At 63.7% G+C, this 15,414-nt stretch carries 14 protein-coding genes; 12 read left to right on the top strand and 2 right to left on the bottom strand.

The features are described 5' to 3' along the window. Window positions 1-3 precede the first annotated feature (3 nt). From cobN to FBX99_RS07180, 4 genes are all read left to right on the top strand, one after another. A complete protein-coding gene (gene cobN / locus FBX99_RS07195; protein ID WP_145131087.1) occupies window positions 4-3,765 on the top strand; it encodes a cobaltochelatase subunit CobN in 3,762 nt (1,253 codons plus the stop codon). A 223-nt stretch (window positions 3,766-3,988) separates the two neighbouring features. Continuing rightward, window positions 3,989-4,993 carry an ATP-binding protein gene (locus FBX99_RS07190; protein WP_144925736.1) on the top strand — a complete coding sequence of 335 codons (1,005 nt, stop codon included), beginning with the start codon at window positions 3,989-3,991 and terminating at the stop codon, window positions 4,991-4,993. 101 nt (window positions 4,994-5,094) lie between these two features. Further along, window positions 5,095-5,649 carry a VWA domain-containing protein gene (locus FBX99_RS07185; protein WP_144926082.1) on the top strand — a complete coding sequence of 185 codons (555 nt, stop codon included), beginning with the start codon at window positions 5,095-5,097 and terminating at the stop codon, window positions 5,647-5,649. Between the two features lie 185 nt (window positions 5,650-5,834). Further along, window positions 5,835-7,481, top strand: a complete 1,647-nt coding sequence (locus FBX99_RS07180) for a phospholipase D-like domain-containing protein (RefSeq protein ID WP_144925738.1) — start codon at window positions 5,835-5,837, stop codon at window positions 7,479-7,481. A 31-nt stretch (window positions 7,482-7,512) separates the two neighbouring features. On the opposite strand, the gene FBX99_RS07175 is transcribed toward FBX99_RS07180, so the two are convergent. Continuing rightward, on the bottom strand, window positions 7,513-7,959 hold the full coding sequence (locus tag FBX99_RS07175; RefSeq protein ID WP_144925741.1) for a thioredoxin family protein: 447 nt from the start codon (window positions 7,957-7,959) through the stop codon (window positions 7,513-7,515). 357 nt (window positions 7,960-8,316) lie between these two features. Between FBX99_RS07175 and FBX99_RS07170 the strand changes: the two genes are divergently transcribed. From FBX99_RS07170 to FBX99_RS07135, 8 genes are all read left to right on the top strand, one after another. Next, window positions 8,317-9,165, top strand: coding sequence for a transporter substrate-binding domain-containing protein (locus FBX99_RS07170; RefSeq protein WP_144925744.1), 849 nt, complete (start codon window positions 8,317-8,319; stop codon window positions 9,163-9,165). A 54-nt stretch (window positions 9,166-9,219) separates the two neighbouring features. Then, entirely contained in the window at window positions 9,220-9,882 is a 663-nt protein-coding gene (locus tag FBX99_RS07165) for an amino acid ABC transporter permease (RefSeq protein WP_144925747.1), read from the top strand. Between the two features lie 9 nt (window positions 9,883-9,891). Then, entirely contained in the window at window positions 9,892-10,554 is a 663-nt protein-coding gene (locus FBX99_RS07160) for an amino acid ABC transporter permease (protein ID WP_144925750.1), read from the top strand. Beyond that, window positions 10,551-11,342 (top strand): amino acid ABC transporter ATP-binding protein, encoded by a 792-nt coding sequence (locus FBX99_RS07155; protein ID WP_144925753.1) that lies wholly within the window; start codon window positions 10,551-10,553, stop codon window positions 11,340-11,342. The genes FBX99_RS07160 and FBX99_RS07155 overlap by 4 nt, the downstream gene beginning before the upstream one ends. Window positions 11,343-11,366: 24 nt before the next feature. Continuing rightward, window positions 11,367-11,753 carry a RidA family protein gene (locus FBX99_RS07150; protein WP_144925756.1) on the top strand — a complete coding sequence of 129 codons (387 nt, stop codon included), beginning with the start codon at window positions 11,367-11,369 and terminating at the stop codon, window positions 11,751-11,753. 128 nt (window positions 11,754-11,881) lie between these two features. Next, window positions 11,882-12,646 (top strand): IclR family transcriptional regulator, encoded by a 765-nt coding sequence (locus FBX99_RS07145; RefSeq protein WP_144925761.1) that lies wholly within the window; start codon window positions 11,882-11,884, stop codon window positions 12,644-12,646. A 39-nt stretch (window positions 12,647-12,685) separates the two neighbouring features. Further along, complete coding sequence (locus FBX99_RS07140) at window positions 12,686-13,903, top strand: amino acid deaminase (RefSeq protein ID WP_144925763.1); 1,218 nt, start codon at window positions 12,686-12,688, stop codon at window positions 13,901-13,903. Between the two features lie 154 nt (window positions 13,904-14,057). After that, entirely contained in the window at window positions 14,058-14,975 is a 918-nt protein-coding gene (locus tag FBX99_RS07135; RefSeq protein ID WP_144925764.1) for a sugar kinase, read from the top strand. Window positions 14,976-15,102: 127 nt separating this feature from the next. Here FBX99_RS07135 and FBX99_RS07130 read toward each other — a convergent pair whose 3' ends face one another. After that, window positions 15,103-15,378 (bottom strand): peptidylprolyl isomerase, encoded by a 276-nt coding sequence (locus tag FBX99_RS07130; protein ID WP_003182808.1) that lies wholly within the window; start codon window positions 15,376-15,378, stop codon window positions 15,103-15,105. Between the last annotated feature and the right edge of the window lie 36 nt (window positions 15,379-15,414).

Genomic DNA, 15,414 nt, shown 5'->3' with positions numbered 1-15,414 from the left:
GCCATGCACCTGCTCAGGACCCAGCCCGGCGGTTTCGTGTCGGATGACAACATTGCCGACCTGGGACAAACCCCCGCCGAGCTGGTGATCCTGTGCAGCGGCGACTCCAGCCTGGCGCTGCTGGCTGAAGCGGCGCGGCAGTTGCCGGACGACTACCCGCAGTTTCGCCTCGCCAACCCGATGCAGGTGCAGAACCACGCCTCGGTGGATCTTTACGTCGAGGACGTGCTGCGTCACGCCAGGGTCATCTTGCTGTCGCTGCACGGCGGTATCGGCTATTGGCGCTACGGCATCGAACGATTGATGGAATTGGCCGGACGCGGGGTGACGTTGATCCTGGTGCCGGGTGATGACCGGCCGGACCCGGAACTCAGCGACTTGAGCAACGTGCCCGCTGTCGACCGCGACCGGCTCTGGCAGTTTTTGCGCCAGGGTGGGCTGGGTAATGCCCTGGATCTGTTTCACAACCTCGGCAGTCAATGGTTCGGGCGCGACTACGCTTGGGCCGAACCGCGGACTTTGCCACGCACGGCCATCTACCACCCGCAGAAAACCAGTGCCAGCCTCGACGACTGGCAAGCTGACTGGCAGGCCGATCAACCGGTGGCGGCGGTGCTGTTCTACCGTTCCCACCTGCAAGCGGCGAACACGGCGTTCATTGACGTGTTCTGCCAGCGGCTGCAAATGGCCGGGCTCAATCCGTTACCGATAGCGGTGGCGAGCCTCAAGGAGCCTGGTTGTCTGGCGCAGGTCGAAGACTGGCTGGACGAGGTGGAGGCCGGGGTGATCCTCAACACCACCGGGTTTGCCCAGTCGAGTCCGGAAGCGCCGCATTTGCGGCCGTTTCGTCGCAACATTCCGGTGATCCAGGCGATTTGCGCCCAGGACAACGAACCCGGCTGGCGAGCCAGCGAGCAGGGCCTGGGCCCGCGGGACCTGGCGATGCACATTGCCTTGCCGGAACTGGACGGGCGGATCATCAGCCGCCCCATCAGCTTCAAGGACATGGCCTGGCGCAGCGAGCGCAGCCAGAGCGATGTGGTCTGCTACCGCGCGGTGCCCGAGCGCATGGATTTCGTCGCCGAACTGGCCCGGCGCTGGACCGCACTGGCGCGCCTGCCCAATGGGCAGAAGCGCGTGGCGCTGATCCTCGCCAACTACCCGACCCGGGACGGACGCATCGGCAACGGCGTCGGCCTGGACACCCCGGCGGCGGCGTTGAACATCCTGCGCGCCATGCGGGATGAGGGCTATCCGCTGCCCGCCGAACTGCCTGCCAGTGGCACCGCGCTGATCCAGCAACTGCTCGGTGGTGTCAGCAATGACCTGGACAGCCTCGACCTGCGCCCATGCCACCAAAGCCTGGCGCTGGAGGCTTACCAGGCCATGTTCGACGCACTGCCCGAGGCCAATCGCCAGGCGGTGCTGGAGCGTTGGGGCTCGCCCGAGGCGGACTCGATGTTCCGCGCCGGTCGCCTGATGATCGCCGGCCTGCGCCTGGGCCTGACGTTCGTCGGCATCCAGCCGGCCCGGGGTTATCAGGTCGACCAAAGTGCCGTGTACCACGACCCGGACCTGGTGCCGCCCCATGGCTACCTGGCGTTCTATTTCTGGTTGCGCCATACCTATGGCGCCCATGGTGTGATTCACGTCGGCAAGCACGGTAACCTCGAATGGCTGCCGGGCAAAGGCGTCGGGTTGTCGCAAAGCTGCTGGCCGGACGCGCTGCTGGGGCCATTGCCGAATATCTATCCGTTCATCGTCAACGACCCGGGCGAGGGCGCCCAGGCCAAGCGGCGCACCCAGGCGGTGATCATCGACCACCTGATGCCGCCGCTGACCCGCGCCGAAACCTACGGGCCGCTACGTAACCTCGAGTTGCTGGCCGACGAGTACTACGAAGCACAATTGCTCGACCCGCGCCGCGCCCGGGAACTGCAGCGGGATATTCTGAACCTGGTGCGCGAAACCCACATTGATCGCGAGCTGCAATTGGACGCCGACGCCGACGCGGCGATCTGGCTGCCGCGCCTGGACACCTACCTGTGCGATCTGAAGGAGTCGCAGATCCGCGACGGCCTGCATATTTTTGGCGAGTCGCCCGGCGGGCGGCTGCGCATCGACACCTTGCTGGCGTTGCTGCGCATTCCCCGGGGTGATGGCAAGGGCGCGCAGTCGAGCCTGTTGCGCGCGCTGTCGAAGGCATTCGGGCTGGGTTTCGATCCGTTGGATTGCGCCTTGGCCGACCCGTGGACCGGCGACCGTCCCGAGGCATTGCGGCAGGTCAGCGATGAGCCGTGGCGCACTGTCGGCGATACCCGCGAGCGCCTGGAGCTGTTTGCGGCAAGCTTGATCGAGCGGGCCCTGCAAGGCCGGGTCGAGCAATTGGAAGCGCCGGGCTGGCAGGACGTCAGCAGCATCATCGAGAGCCTGCGGTCCGTCGTGGCGCCGCACCTGGACGCCTGCGGCCCGGCGGAAATGCGCGGCCTGCTCGATGCCTTGAGCGGACGCTTCGTGCCGGCGGGCCCCAGCGGTGCGCCGAGTCGCGGGCGCCTCGACGTGTTGCCCACCGGACGCAACTTCTTCTCGGTGGACGTGCGCAACCTGCCCACCACCACGGCGTGGCGCATCGGTTTCCAGTCGGCGAACCTGATTCTGGAGCGGCACTTGCAGGATCATGGCGATCACCTGCGCCAGCTCGGCCTGTCGGTGTGGGGCACCGCCACCATGCGCACCGGCGGTGATGACATCGCCCAGGCCATGGCGCTGATGGGCGTGCGCCCGGTGTGGGCCACGGGCAGCCAGCGGGTCGATGATTTCGAGATCCTGCCGCTGAGCCTGCTGGATCGGCCCCGGGTCGATGTGACGCTGCGGGTATCGGGGTTCTTCCGGGACGCCTTTGCCAACCTGATCCGTTTGTTCGACGCTGCCGTGCAGGCTGTCGCCGCCCTCGATGAGCCGGACGACCTGAATCCCCTGGCGGCCAAGGTGCGCAGTGAGCGCGAAGCCTTGCTGGCATCGGGCCTGGAGCCTCAAGACGCGGCGCGCCAGGCCGGCTGGCGGATCTTCGGCGCCAAGCCCGGTGCTTATGGCGCAGGCGTGCAGGGCGCTATCGACGGTCGCCTGTGGCAGCATCGCGAAGACCTGGCCGAGGTGTACCTGAACTGGGGCGGCTACGCCTATGGCGGCGCAGATGAAGGCACCGCTGCGCGAGATCAGTTTTCCCGGCGCTTGAGCCAGGTGCAGGCGGTGTTGCAGAACCAGGACAACCGCGAGCACGACTTGCTCGATTCCAACGATTACTACCAGTTCCAGGGCGGCATGCTGGCGGCGGCGGAAACCCTCGGTGGAACCGTCGCGGCCAGTTACCACGGCGATCACAGTCAACCGGACTTGCCCCGGATCCGCACCCTCAAGGAAGAGCTCAACCGCGTCATCCGTTCCCGGGCGGCCAATCCGAAGTGGATCGACGGGGTCAAGCGTCACGGCTATAAAGGCGCGTTCGAACTGGCGGCGACGGTGGACAACCTGTTCGCCTTCGACGCCACCACGCAGCTGATCGACGATCACCAGTACGCTTTGCTGGCCGATGCCTACTTGCTCGACCCGGACACCCGGAACTTCGTCCGCCAGCACAACCCCGACGCCTTGCGGGACATGACCGAGCGTATGCTTGAAGCCCAGCAACGGGGGATGTGGCAGGCACCGGGGGCGTATCGCGAGGCGCTGGAAAATCTGTTGTTGGACATTGAAGAGGATGGTTGATGTGTACCATCAGCTGACCATATGCAAAACCTGTGGCGAGGGGATTTATCCCCGTTGGATCGCAAAGCGATCCCCTATCAGCCCGCCTCGGTGTGTCAGTTTTACCAAGGTGATATTTTGGGGCTGCTGCGCAGCCCAGCGGGGCGGTGCGACGTTTCGATAAATCCCCTCGCCACAAGACTCTCTCCAAACCGACTTTACCGACCACCTTTGAGAATCGACCATGACCGACACCCCCTATTTCCCACTCTCCGCCGTGGTCGGTGCCGATGACCTGAAACTGGCCCTGTGCCTGGCCGCCATCGATCCGAAAATCGGCGGTGTGCTGATCGAAGGCCCCCGGGGCATGGCCAAGTCGACCCTGGCCAGGGGGCTGGCGGATCTGCTGGCCAGCGGGCAGTTCGTCACCTTGCCCCTGGGTACCACCGAAGAACGACTGGTGGGTACCCTCGATCTGGACGCAGCCCTGGGGGAAGGGCGCGCGCAGTTTTCTCCCGGTGTGCTGGCCAAGGCCGACGGTGGCGTGCTGTACGTCGATGAAGTCAACCTGCTGCCGGACCACCTGGTGGACCTGCTGCTGGACGTCGCCGCCAGCGGCACCAACCTGATCGAGCGCGACGGTATTTCCCATCGGCATCCGGCGCGTTTCGTGCTGATCGGCACCATGAACCCGGAGGAAGGCGAGTTGCGTCCGCAACTGCTCGACCGGTTTGGCCTGAACGTGGCCCTCGACGGTCATACCGCACCGGCCGAACGTGGACAGATCATTCGGCGACGGCTGGATTTCGACAGTGATCCGGTGGCGTTTTGCGCCGAATGGGCCTCGGCCCAGGACCAATTGCGCGAACGCTGCCAGAACGCTCGCGAGCGCTTGGCACAGATTCCCCTGGACGATCAGGCCTTGGCGCAAATCACCGAGCGCTGCTTTGCTGCCGGTGTCGATGGCTTGCGCGCCGACTTGGTCTGGTTGCGCGCCGCACGGGCCCATGCGGCCTGGCGCGGGGGGCCGGTCATCGCCGCGGAGGACATCGATGCGGTCGCCGAGTTTGCCTTGCGCCATCGTCGGCGCAGGCATTCGGCCCCGGCCCCTTCACCGTCCCAGGCCCCCTCGGCTGGCAACCGGGCCGCCGAGTCAGACGAAGGCCAGGGCCAGTGGGGCGACCTGCCAGCCCAGGCGCTTGCGACCGGTGCCCGGCGTGAAGTGCCGAGCTGGCCAAAAAAGCCTTAGGCATTCGCCCCCGTTCGGCCGCGGGGGCGGATGCCAGACCCCGTGCAGGGCCATTGCAACAGGGGCGTCAGGGCCGTAGCAAAGCGGCGGCCAGCGGCATGGTGAACTGGCCGGGTACCTTGTTGAACGGTCGTCCGCGTTTGCGTGAAGACCTGCGTTGGCAGGCACGTCATCGTTCGTCCCATGAGCTCTGGCTGGTGATCGTCGATGCGTCGGCCTCGACCCGTCGTCATCGGGCGTTGAGCGATGGCAAGGGCCTGTTGGCGCAGCTGTTCGACGACGCCTACCGGCAACGTGCCCGGTTGGCGCTGCTGACGGCCAGCGGCAGTGTCCCGAACTGGCAAGTGCAGGGGCTTAAGGCCTCGGCCGGGTTGCGGGACTGGCTCGACGGGCTGGGTGCCGGTGGCGGTACGCCGTTGCTGGCGGCGCTGCAGGAGGCCGGTCATTGGCTGATCGCCCGGCGCAAGCGCTACCCGGCGGAGCAGCAAAGGGTGTTGCTGATGACGGATGGGCGAGTGAAGGAGAGCGTGCCGCTGTCACCACTCGATTGCCCCTGCCTGTTGCTCGACATCGAGCGAGGCCCGATCCGCCTGGGCCGGGCCCGGCAGTTGGCGGTGCAGCTGGGGGCTGAGTATCGGCATATCGACCAGGTGTGATGAGCTTGTGTCTGAGGTGTCTGGTCGGACGCCTTCGCGGGCAAGCCCGCTCCCACACTTGATCTGCGGCATGTCGCGATCCTTGTGGGAGCGGGCTTGCCCGCGAAGGCTGCGCCTCGGTCACGGATCTGCACACCCAGGCTGGATCCCTGTTCTATGCTGAGGCAACTTCACAGGAGTGAACCATGCGCATCCTCGTTACCAATCCTCAGGATGATTTCCGGGTCAAGGCCTATGCCGGCACCAACGGCGTGCTGCTCGCCATGGACCTGGCCGAACCGCGGCGCAAGGGGCTGCTGGGGTTTGCCATCGAGAAGCGGCAGGGCGACAAGCCCTGGCTGTTCTTGTTCAACAGCCTGACGTTCCCCGACAAGGCCCACACCTTCCCCGAGTTCCACGCCACGCCCAGCGACAAGGCGCCATTGCAGAAATTTCGCTGGGCCGATTACGCCGTCAACCCCGGTGTGACCCTTCATTATCGTGTCCACCTGGCCTACGGCAGTCCCGAAGCGCCGCAGTTGGGAGAGTTCCTGGAGGTCACGGTCACCAGCGATAACGGCCAGCCGGCCAACCAGCGAGTGATCTTCAATCGTGCCGTGGCGGCCAGCCAGGCGTTCCAGCGCAAGTTCCCCGAGCTGGACGCGTTGATCAGTGCCAACCGGAACCTGTCCATCGACGACTGGCCCGATGCGCCGCGTCGCTGGCTGGAAAACGGTCTGCTGGGGCGCCTGACCGGCTTCATCGACCGGGCATTGGATGCCACGTGGGCCCTGGATGTCGCCATCTACGAATACGAGCTGCCGGTGATCGTCGATGCAGTGAATGCCGCTTTCACCCGTGGCGCGCAGGTGCGGGTGCTGTACCACGCCGAGCCGGGCGACGACACCACGCTGCGCAACGAGGCCAGCCTGGAAAAACTGCCGCCGGCCAACAAGCGGGGACGGGTGACCCAGAGCATCTTCCACGACAAATTCATCGTTTTGAGCAAGGTCGATGGCAGCGGTGCGTTGCATCCCGAAGCCGTGCTCTGTGGCAGCACCAATTTCACTGCCAACGGTGTCTACCGGCAGGCCAATGTCGTTCACGTGCTGGACGATCCCCGGGTGAGCGACAGCTATCGCCAGGTGTTCGAGCAGATCTGGGCCGCCCCGCAGGAGGTCGATGCCACCCGCCAGTGGCTGACCCAGAACAACCCCATGGACCCGCAGCAACGGTTGTTCGTCGGCTTCTCGCCGCGGACGGGAGAAGGCGACCTGGACCGCTTCGTTGAGATCATCGATGCCGCCCGCAAGGACCTGCTATTCGTCACCGCCTTCGTCCTGCCCGATCGGATCCTCGACGCTTTGCTCGGCCAGCCCAATGACGACGTCCTGCGCTACGGCCTGCAAAACACCACCAGCCGCATCACCGGATTCCATGCCGACCGCACCGCCGAATTCGCCGCTACCGCGCTGCTCAACACCGGGCTGGAGGGCTGGCTCAGGGAAAACATGAAAGGCCAGAAGGGCAACCTGCTGGTGCACACCAAAGCCATCGTCACCGACTTCACCAGCGACACGCCGACCATCATCAGCGGCAGCCATAACCTCAGCGCCGCGGCCAGCAGCAATAACGATGAAAACTACCTCATCATCCAGGGCGACACCGACCTGGCCGACCGCTACGGGCTGGAGCTGCTGCGTTTCTATGAGCATTATCGCTTTCGTTATTTCGCCAGGAAGCTCGCGCTCAAACAGGTCAAGCCGTTGGCGGTGGATGACAGCTGGAGCGATGACTATTACCGCGCCGGGGACTTGCGAATGTTGTCCAGGGTAAGGTTCTGTGGACGCTGAATGGTGCCCGTGCAGGGTCCGGTGGGTGCTATCAGGGCCGTTTCGCCCGCCGTCTCACGAGGCCTGGCGCCCGCCTCGCGGTGCACAAGGTCCGAAGCCGCTCGCGTAGCCAATCCACATCATGATGATGGCGGCGGGGCGGACGCCTGGGTTTGGTTCGGCCCACATGTTCGGCAAACACCTGGGCCAGTGAGACTTCATCGCCAATGCCCTTGAGCTTGCGACATAATTTTCCACCTTTGTAGAACAGCACGGTCGGTGTTCCGGTGACTTCTGGATGCCGGGGCGATTCGTGGGTGCTCAACTTATAGATGACTGCCCGGTCCTGAAAGGTATCGGCAACGCCACAGAACAGAGGGTCGGCCCAGCCGCAGGCGTAGCATTGGGGATGACCGAAATAGAAGATGACCGGCCGCCAGTTCTTGAGGGCCTTGCGATAATCTTTTTGCGAAGCGACATGGGTAATGAGTGAACTCATGGCGGAGTTTCCCTGCATCCAGACAATGCTCAGAACGATAAGGCTCATCCGGGGGGCTCGCTACTGTCAGGGTTGACAGGTCGGCGGCGACATTTCGGTGCGGCTTTGAGTGCCCGACACTCGCTGTTGCTCCGATCTGGGGCCCTGCTACCCGCCCACCGTAGCCAACGGTAGCAACTATCGGGGAGCACACTCGCTGCCTCGACCTGGCTATTTTTCGCCATCTTGCTGATTCCATTCACTTTCCATTTTCCTCGCCCACGGGCCTCAAGCCTGTGGCACACTTTCTGCTGTCTATTCCGTTGTTACATACCATGTTCCGGTATAGCGGAATAAAACCATCCTGGAGTGCTTGCCATGCATCGCCGACCTTCCTTGTTCAAAGCGTGTGTTTTTCTCTTCGCGGCCACGACGGCTGCCGTGGGTGTCGCTCAGGCGGCTGACAGCAAGTTGGACAGCGTGCTGCAGCGGGGGAAATTGATCGTGGGCACGGGCAGCACCAACGCGCCGTGGCACTTCCAGGGAGCGGATGGCAAGTTGCAGGGCTTTGATATCGACATCGCACGGATGGTCGCCAAGGGCCTGTTCAATGACCCGGAGAAGGTCGAGTTCGTGGTGCAGTCTTCCGATGCGCGGATTCCCAACCTGCTGACCGACAAGGTCGACATGAGCTGCCAGTTCATCACCGTGACCGCCAGCCGTGCCCAGCAAGTGGCCTTTACCTTGCCGTACTACCGCGAAGGCGTGGGCCTGTTGTTGCCGGCCAACAGCAAGTACAAGGAAATCGACGACCTCAAGGCCGCCGGTGACGGCGTCACCGTCGCGGTGTTGCAGAATGTCTACGCCGAAGAGTTGGTGCACCAGGCGCTGCCCAAGGCCAAGGTCGATCAGTACGACAGCGTCGATCTGATGTACCAGGCGGTGAACTCCGGTCGTGCCGATGCCGCCGCCACCGATCAGTCCTCGGTCAAGTACCTGATGGTGCAGAACCCTGGGCGCTACCGCAGCCCGGCCTATGCCTGGAGTCCGCAAACCTATGCCTGCGCGGTCAAGCGCGGCGACCAGGATTGGCTGAACTTCGTCAACACCACCTTGCATGAAGCCATGACCGGCGTGGAATTCCCCACCTACGCGGCGTCGTTCAAGCAGTGGTTTGGCGTCGAGCTGCCGTCGCCAGCCATCGGTTTCCCCGTTGAGTTCAAATGACCCCGTGAGCCCGGGGCGCCCCATGCGGGCGCCCCGTCGAAGGTGCTGCCGACCATGAACTATCAGTTGAACTTTGCCGCTGTCTGGCGCGATTTCGACACCTTGCTGGCGGGGCTGGGCCTGGGACTTTCCCTGGCGCTGGTGTCGATCGCCATCGGTTGTGTGATCGGCCTGGCCATGGCATTCGCGTTGCTCAGCAAGCACCGTGTCTTGCGCATGCTGGCGTCGGTGTATGTCACGGTGATCCGCAATACGCCGATCCTGGTGTTGATCTTGTTGATCTACTTCGCCTTGCCGAGCCTCGGCATCCGCCTGGATAAGCTGCCGTCGTTCGTCATTACCCTATCGTTGTACGCCGGGGCCTACCTGACCGAAGTGTTCCGCGGTGGGTTGATGAGCATCCACAAAGGCCAGCGGGAAGCGGGCCTGGCGATCGGCCTGGGCGAGTGGCAGGTGAAAGCCTATGTCACCGTGCCGGTGATGCTGCGCAACGTGCTGCCGGCTTTGTCGAACAACTTCATTTCGCTGTTCAAGGACACCTCCCTGGCGGCCGCGATTGCCGTGCCGGAGCTGACCTATTACGCCCGCAAGATCAACGTGGAGAGCTACCGGGTGATCGAAACCTGGCTGGTGACCACGGCCCTGTATGTCGCGGCCTGTTATCTCATTGCCATGCTGCTGCGGTATTTCGAGCAGCGCCTGGCGATCCGCCGTTAGGAGCGTCCCATGTACGAATCCCCCAGTTGGTTGCATGAGCTATGGGTCGCCCGGGATACGCTGTGGGCCGGCTTCCTGACCAGCGTGCAATGTTCGGTGCTGGCGATCTTGTTGGGCACCTTGATTGGCCTGGTCGCCGGGCTGGTGCTGACCTACGGCCGTACCTGGATGCGCGCACCGTTTCGCTTCTATGTCGACCTGATTCGCGGCACGCCGGTGTTCGTGCTGGTGTTGGCCTGCTTCTACATGGCCCCGGCGCTGGGCTGGCAGATCGGCGCGTTCCAGGCCGGTGTCCTGGGCCTGACGCTGTTCTGTGGTTCCCACGTGGCCGAGATCGTGCGCGGTGCCTTGCAAGCGTTACCTCGTGGACAGATGGAAGCCAGCCAGGCCATCGGCCTGACGTTCTTCCAGGCCCTGGGTTATGTGCTGCTGCCCCAGGCATTGCGGCAGATCCTGCCGACCTGGGTCAACTCTTCCACCGAGATCGTCAAGGCGTCGACCCTGCTGTCGGTGATCGGCGTCGCCGAGCTGCTGCTCAGCACCCAGCAGATCATTGCCCGGACCTTCATGACCCTGGAGTTCTACCTGTTCGCCGGGTTTCTCTTTTTCATCATCAATTACGCCATCGAATTGCTCGGGCGGCACATTGAAAAGCGGGTGGCCTTGCCATGACTGACGTTTCGACTCCCTCCAACGCCCAGCCGCTGCTCGACATTCGCGGCCTGCGCAAACAATACGGCCCGCTGGAAGTGCTCAAGGGCGTCGACCTGAGCATGCAGCGTGGCAACGTGGTGACGCTGATCGGCTCCAGCGGTTCGGGCAAGACCACGCTGTTGCGCTGCGTGAACATGCTGGAAGAATTCCAGGGCGGCCAGATCATGCTCGACGGCGAGTCCATCGGCTATGACGAAGTCGACGGCAAACGTGTGCGCCATCCTGAAAAGGTTATCGCCCGACACCGCGCGATGACTGGCATGGCGTTCCAGCAATTCAACCTGTTTCCCCATCTGAGCGCGTTGCAGAACGTCACCCTGGGCCTGCTCAAGGTGAAAAAACTGCCCAAGGACGAAGCCGTGGCCCTGGCCGAGAAATGGCTGGAGCGGGTCGGCCTGCTGGAACGCCGCAACCACTTTCCCGGTCAGTTGTCCGGTGGCCAGCAGCAGCGAGTGGCGATTGCCCGGGCAATTGCCATGAACCCCAGCCTGATGCTGTTCGACGAAGTCACCTCGGCCCTCGACCCGGAGCTGGTGGGCGAGGTGTTGAACGTGATCAAGGGCCTGGCCGAAGACGGCATGACCATGCTGCTGGTGACCCACGAAATGCGTTTTGCCTTCGAGGTATCCGACAAGATCGTCTTCATGAACCAGGGCCGCATCGAAGAGCAGGGGCCGCCGAAGGAACTGTTCGAGCGGCCGCAATCACCGCGCCTGGCGGAATTTCTCAAGAACACTCGTTTTTAATCCATTGAACAAGGAGAACCACTCATGAGCATCAAGCGCTACGGGACCGGCAGCACCGCGGGTGGCGGCCAGCCACGGCCATTTGCCCGCGCCGTCGAGGCCGATGGCTGGCTGCACGTGTCCGGCCAGGTGCCGGCGGTGAATGGCGAGATCATCGCCGGCGGGATTGTCGAGCAGACTCACCAGACCATGAAGAATGTGATCGCCATTCTCGAAGAGGCGGGCTATGGCCTGGAGGACGTGGTGCGTTGCGGTGTGTGGTTGGATGACCCGCGGGACTTCTGGAGTTTCAACAAGGTATTCGGTGAATACTTCAGCCCCGAACACGCCCCGGCCCGGGCCTGTGTGCAGGCGAGCATGATGGTTGATTGCAAGGTTGAGATTGATTGTGTGGCCTACAAGAAGAAGTGATCATTGATCGTTCCCACGCTCTGCGTGGGAATGCCGCCATGGACGCTCCGCGTCCTCTGTCGATGTGACGCAGAGCGTCACGGGATGCATTGCCCACGCAGAGCGTGGGAACGATCAGGAATAATGACATGACCGAAGACACCATCAAACGCCGGGCCCGGGGACTGGATCGGGCGTTCGATATCCTTGATTTCCTCAAGGAGATCGGCCAGCCGCTGCGCCCGAACGACATCGCCAGCGGCATCGGCAGCCCCAAGTCCACGGTCTACGAGCTGGTGGCATCGCTGCTGGAACGACGCATCCTCGAGCCGGTGGGCAAGGAAGGCCACGTCTACCTGGGCCGCCAGTTGTATTTCCTCGGGCAGGCGCACCTGCGGCATTTCGATTTGAGCCGCGAGGCCGATCAAGCCTTGCAGGAGATCGTCCGCCAGACCCGGGAAACCGCGCAGATGTGCCTGCTCAACGGGCGCAAATACACGGTGGCGCTGATGAAGGAAGGCGAGCGGCATTTTCGCATTTCATCGGATATCGGTGAAAACGCACCTATCCCCTGGACCGCCTCCGGCCGCCTGCTGCTGGCCCATTTGAGCGATCAGCAGATCGTTGACCTGATCGACCCCGACGACTTCATCCTGCCGGATGGCGAGCGTCTGCCGGTGGAGCAGTTTCTCAAGGAGATTCGCCAGGCCGGCCTCGATGGGTTTTTCTCCTTCGACAGCGTTGCCGACACCTTCACCCACTGCTTCGCCGCACCGGTGAAAGACCCCGACGGCGTGGCCATTGCGACCCTGTGCATCGTCGCCCCCCGGGCCGACGCCAAGAACAATTACGCCGACTACCGCCGGGTGCTGATCGACAGCGCCAACAACCTGGCCCGGCGCATCAATGAATAGACCATAGCGGTCGCCCGCGACCGCGAGAGGAGTTCGACCATGTCTTCTGCCATTTATGACGCTGCCGTAGAGAAGGGCGCCGCCACCGTCGGCGCTCACCTGTTGCGCGACGTTGGCCTGCCGGCGCTGGTGCTGCATCGCGACGCGTTGGAACACAACATTCGCTGGATGCAACAGTTCGTCAGCAACAGCGGTGCCGAGCTGGCACCCCACGGCAAGACCAGCATGACCCCGGCGCTGTTCCGCCGCCAGCTCGATGCCGGCGCCTGGGGCATGACCCTTGCCACCGCTGTGCAAACCCGTGCGGCCTACGCCCACGGTGTGCGGCGAGTACTGATGGCCAACCAGTTGGTGGGAACGCCGAACATGGCGCTGATCGCCGACCTGCTGGCCGACCCGATGTTCGAATTCCACTGCATGGTCGATCATCCGGACAACGTGGCCGATCTGGGGGCTTTCTTTGCCGCTCGCGGTTTGAAGCTCAATGTGATGATCGAATACGGGGTGGTCGGTGGTCGCTGCGGCTGCCGGAGCGAGGCCGAAGTGCTGGCCCTGGCCGAGGCGATCCGGGCGCAACCGGCGCTGGCCCTGACCGGTATCGAAGGCTACGAAGGGGTGATCCACGGTGACCACGCCGTCAGCGGCATCCGAGCGTTCGCGGCGTCCCTGGTGGGGTTGGCGATGCAGTTGCAGGACAGCGGCGCATTTGCCCTCGATAAACCGATCATCACCGCCTCGGGCTCGGCCTGGTATGACTTGATCGCCGAATCCTTCGAGGCCCGCAATGCCCATGGGCGTTTCCTCAGTGTGCTGCGCCCCGGCAGTTATGTAGCCCACGACCATGGCATCTACAAGGAGGCCCAATGCTGTGTACTGGAGCGGCGCAGCGACCTGCACGAAGGCCTGCAGCCGGCACTGGAGGTCTGGGCCCATGTGCAAGCACTGCCGGAACCAGGCTTTGCGGTCATCGCCCTGGGCAAGCGCGACGTGGCCTACGACGCGGGGCTGCCGGTGCCGCTCAAGCGCTACAAGCCCGGATCCGACGTGGTAGTCGGTGACGATGTGAGCGCCTGCAAGGTGACGGCGGTGATGGACCAGCATGCGTTCATGACGGTGGCGCCAGGGGTTGAGTTACGGATCGGCGACATCATTGCGTTCGGCACTTCCCATCCGTGCCTGACCTTCGACAAGTGGCGGGTGGGGTGCCTGGTGGATGAAGGGTTGCGGGTGGTGGAGAGCATGGAGACTTGTTTCTAGGGCTTGAGACCGCGTTGCGGCCTTCGCGAGCAAGCCCGCTCCCACAGGGGATCTTTGGCGGACACGGATCTTGTGTTCATAACTGTCCAAATGTGGGAGCGGGCTTGCTCGCGAAGGCGTCCTGCAAAACACCACGAAACTATCAGGACACCCCATGAGCAAACCACCCCCCCGCATCGCCCTGATCGGCGAGTGCATGATCGAACTCCAACAACGCGCCGACGGCAGCCTGCAACAAAGCTTCGGCGGTGACACCCTGAACACGGCGGTGTACCTGTCCCGCGCCTTGGGCGACCAGGCATCGGTGGATTACGTCACGGCCTTGGGCGATGACAGTTTCAGTGACGCCATGTGCCGCAGTTGGGCCGAAGAAAACATCGGCCTGGATTTGGTCCAGCGCCTGCCCGGGCGCTTGCCGGGTTTGTACTGTATCCAGACCGATGCGGCTGGTGAGCGACGGTTCCTGTACTGGCGCAACGAAGCGGCAGTGCGCGATTGCTTCACCACGCCGGCCGCCGTGCCGATCCTGGCGGCATTGCCGGATTACGACGTGCTGTATTTCAGCGGTATTACCTTGGCGGTACTGGGCGAGCAGGGGCGCTGCAAGCTCATCGAAACCTTGATCGAGGCCCGTCGCCGAGGTGCCCAGGTGGTGTTCGACAATAACTATCGGCCCAGGCTCTGGGCCTCGGTCGACGCCGCCCGCGCGGCCTATCGCAGCGTACTGCCTTATGTGGAACTGGCACTGCTGACCGTGGACGACGAGCAGGCGCTATTCGGGCATGCCGACAGCCAAGCGGTGTTCGCCGCCTACCAACAGCTCGGCACGCCGGAAGTGGTGCTCAAGCGCGGTGCCGAGGCGTGCCTGATCCGGTGCGATGGGCAATCGTATGAAGTACCGGCCCAGCGGGTCGAGCGGGTGGTGGACACCACGGCGGCCGGGGACTCGTTCAGCGCAGCGTACCTGGCGCGCCGCTTGATGGGTGGCAGCCCTGTGGAGGCCGCCGAGGCCGGGCATCGGTTGGCGAGCCGGGTGATCCAGGTGCCGGGGGCGTTGATTCCCCGAGATTGAGCCCTGCACAGGGTTCACTGTGGGAGCGGGCTTGCTCGCGAAGGCGGTGCGTCAGTTACATTGATCTCAGCTGACCCACCGCTTTCGCGAGCAAGCCCGCTCCCACAGGAGAAGGTTCGGAGCAGCATCAATCCCGGTAGAACACCTGCACCAGGTGGTACCCGAACTTGCTCTTGATCGGCCCATGCACCACCCGCAGTGGCTTCTTGAAGATCACCGCGTCGATCACCCCGACCATCTGCCCCGGCCGCACTTCACCCAGGTCACCGCCACGTTTGCCGGAGGGGCAGGTGGAGTACTTCTTTGCCAGCACGTCGAACGCTTCGCCCTTGGCGATGCGTTGCTTGAGCTGTTCGGCTTCTTCGGCGGTTTTCACCAAGATATGGCGGGCTTGGGCTTTCATCGCAGCGCTGACCTGAACAAAAGGGGGCGATTATGC

Origin of the sequence: Pseudomonas sp. SJZ074, from assembly GCF_007828215.1 — a bacterium.
In the GTDB taxonomy this organism is placed as follows: domain Bacteria; phylum Pseudomonadota; class Gammaproteobacteria; order Pseudomonadales; family Pseudomonadaceae; genus Aquipseudomonas.
Note: the sequence above shows the minus strand (reverse complement) of the source record. Positions and strands in the feature narration are given on the sequence as shown.

Excerpts from the sequence above, each read along its gene's own strand:
- FBX99_RS07165 (WP_144925747.1), top strand. The coding sequence starts at position 9,220 with ATGAACTATCAGTTGAACTTTGCCGCTGTCTGGCGCGATTTCGACACC.
- FBX99_RS07135 (WP_144925764.1), top strand. The coding sequence starts at position 14,058 with ATGAGCAAACCACCCCCCCGCATCGCCCTGATCGGCGAGTGCATGATC.
- FBX99_RS07190 (WP_144925736.1), top strand. The coding sequence starts at position 3,989 with ATGACCGACACCCCCTATTTCCCACTCTCCGCCGTGGTCGGTGCCGAT.
- FBX99_RS07150 (WP_144925756.1), top strand. The coding sequence starts at position 11,367 with ATGAGCATCAAGCGCTACGGGACCGGCAGCACCGCGGGTGGCGGCCAG.
- cobN (WP_145131087.1), top strand. The coding sequence starts at position 4 with ATGCACCTGCTCAGGACCCAGCCCGGCGGTTTCGTGTCGGATGACAAC.
- FBX99_RS07175 (WP_144925741.1), bottom strand. The coding sequence starts at position 7,959 with ATGAGTTCACTCATTACCCATGTCGCTTCGCAAAAAGATTATCGCAAG.
- FBX99_RS07130 (WP_003182808.1), bottom strand. The coding sequence starts at position 15,378 with ATGAAAGCCCAAGCCCGCCATATCTTGGTGAAAACCGCCGAAGAAGCC.
- FBX99_RS07140 (WP_144925763.1), top strand. The coding sequence starts at position 12,686 with ATGTCTTCTGCCATTTATGACGCTGCCGTAGAGAAGGGCGCCGCCACC.
- FBX99_RS07170 (WP_144925744.1), top strand. The coding sequence starts at position 8,317 with ATGCATCGCCGACCTTCCTTGTTCAAAGCGTGTGTTTTTCTCTTCGCG.
- FBX99_RS07160 (WP_144925750.1), top strand. The coding sequence starts at position 9,892 with ATGTACGAATCCCCCAGTTGGTTGCATGAGCTATGGGTCGCCCGGGAT.
- FBX99_RS07180 (WP_144925738.1), top strand. The coding sequence starts at position 5,835 with ATGCGCATCCTCGTTACCAATCCTCAGGATGATTTCCGGGTCAAGGCC.
- FBX99_RS07155 (WP_144925753.1), top strand. The coding sequence starts at position 10,551 with ATGACTGACGTTTCGACTCCCTCCAACGCCCAGCCGCTGCTCGACATT.
- FBX99_RS07145 (WP_144925761.1), top strand. The coding sequence starts at position 11,882 with ATGACCGAAGACACCATCAAACGCCGGGCCCGGGGACTGGATCGGGCG.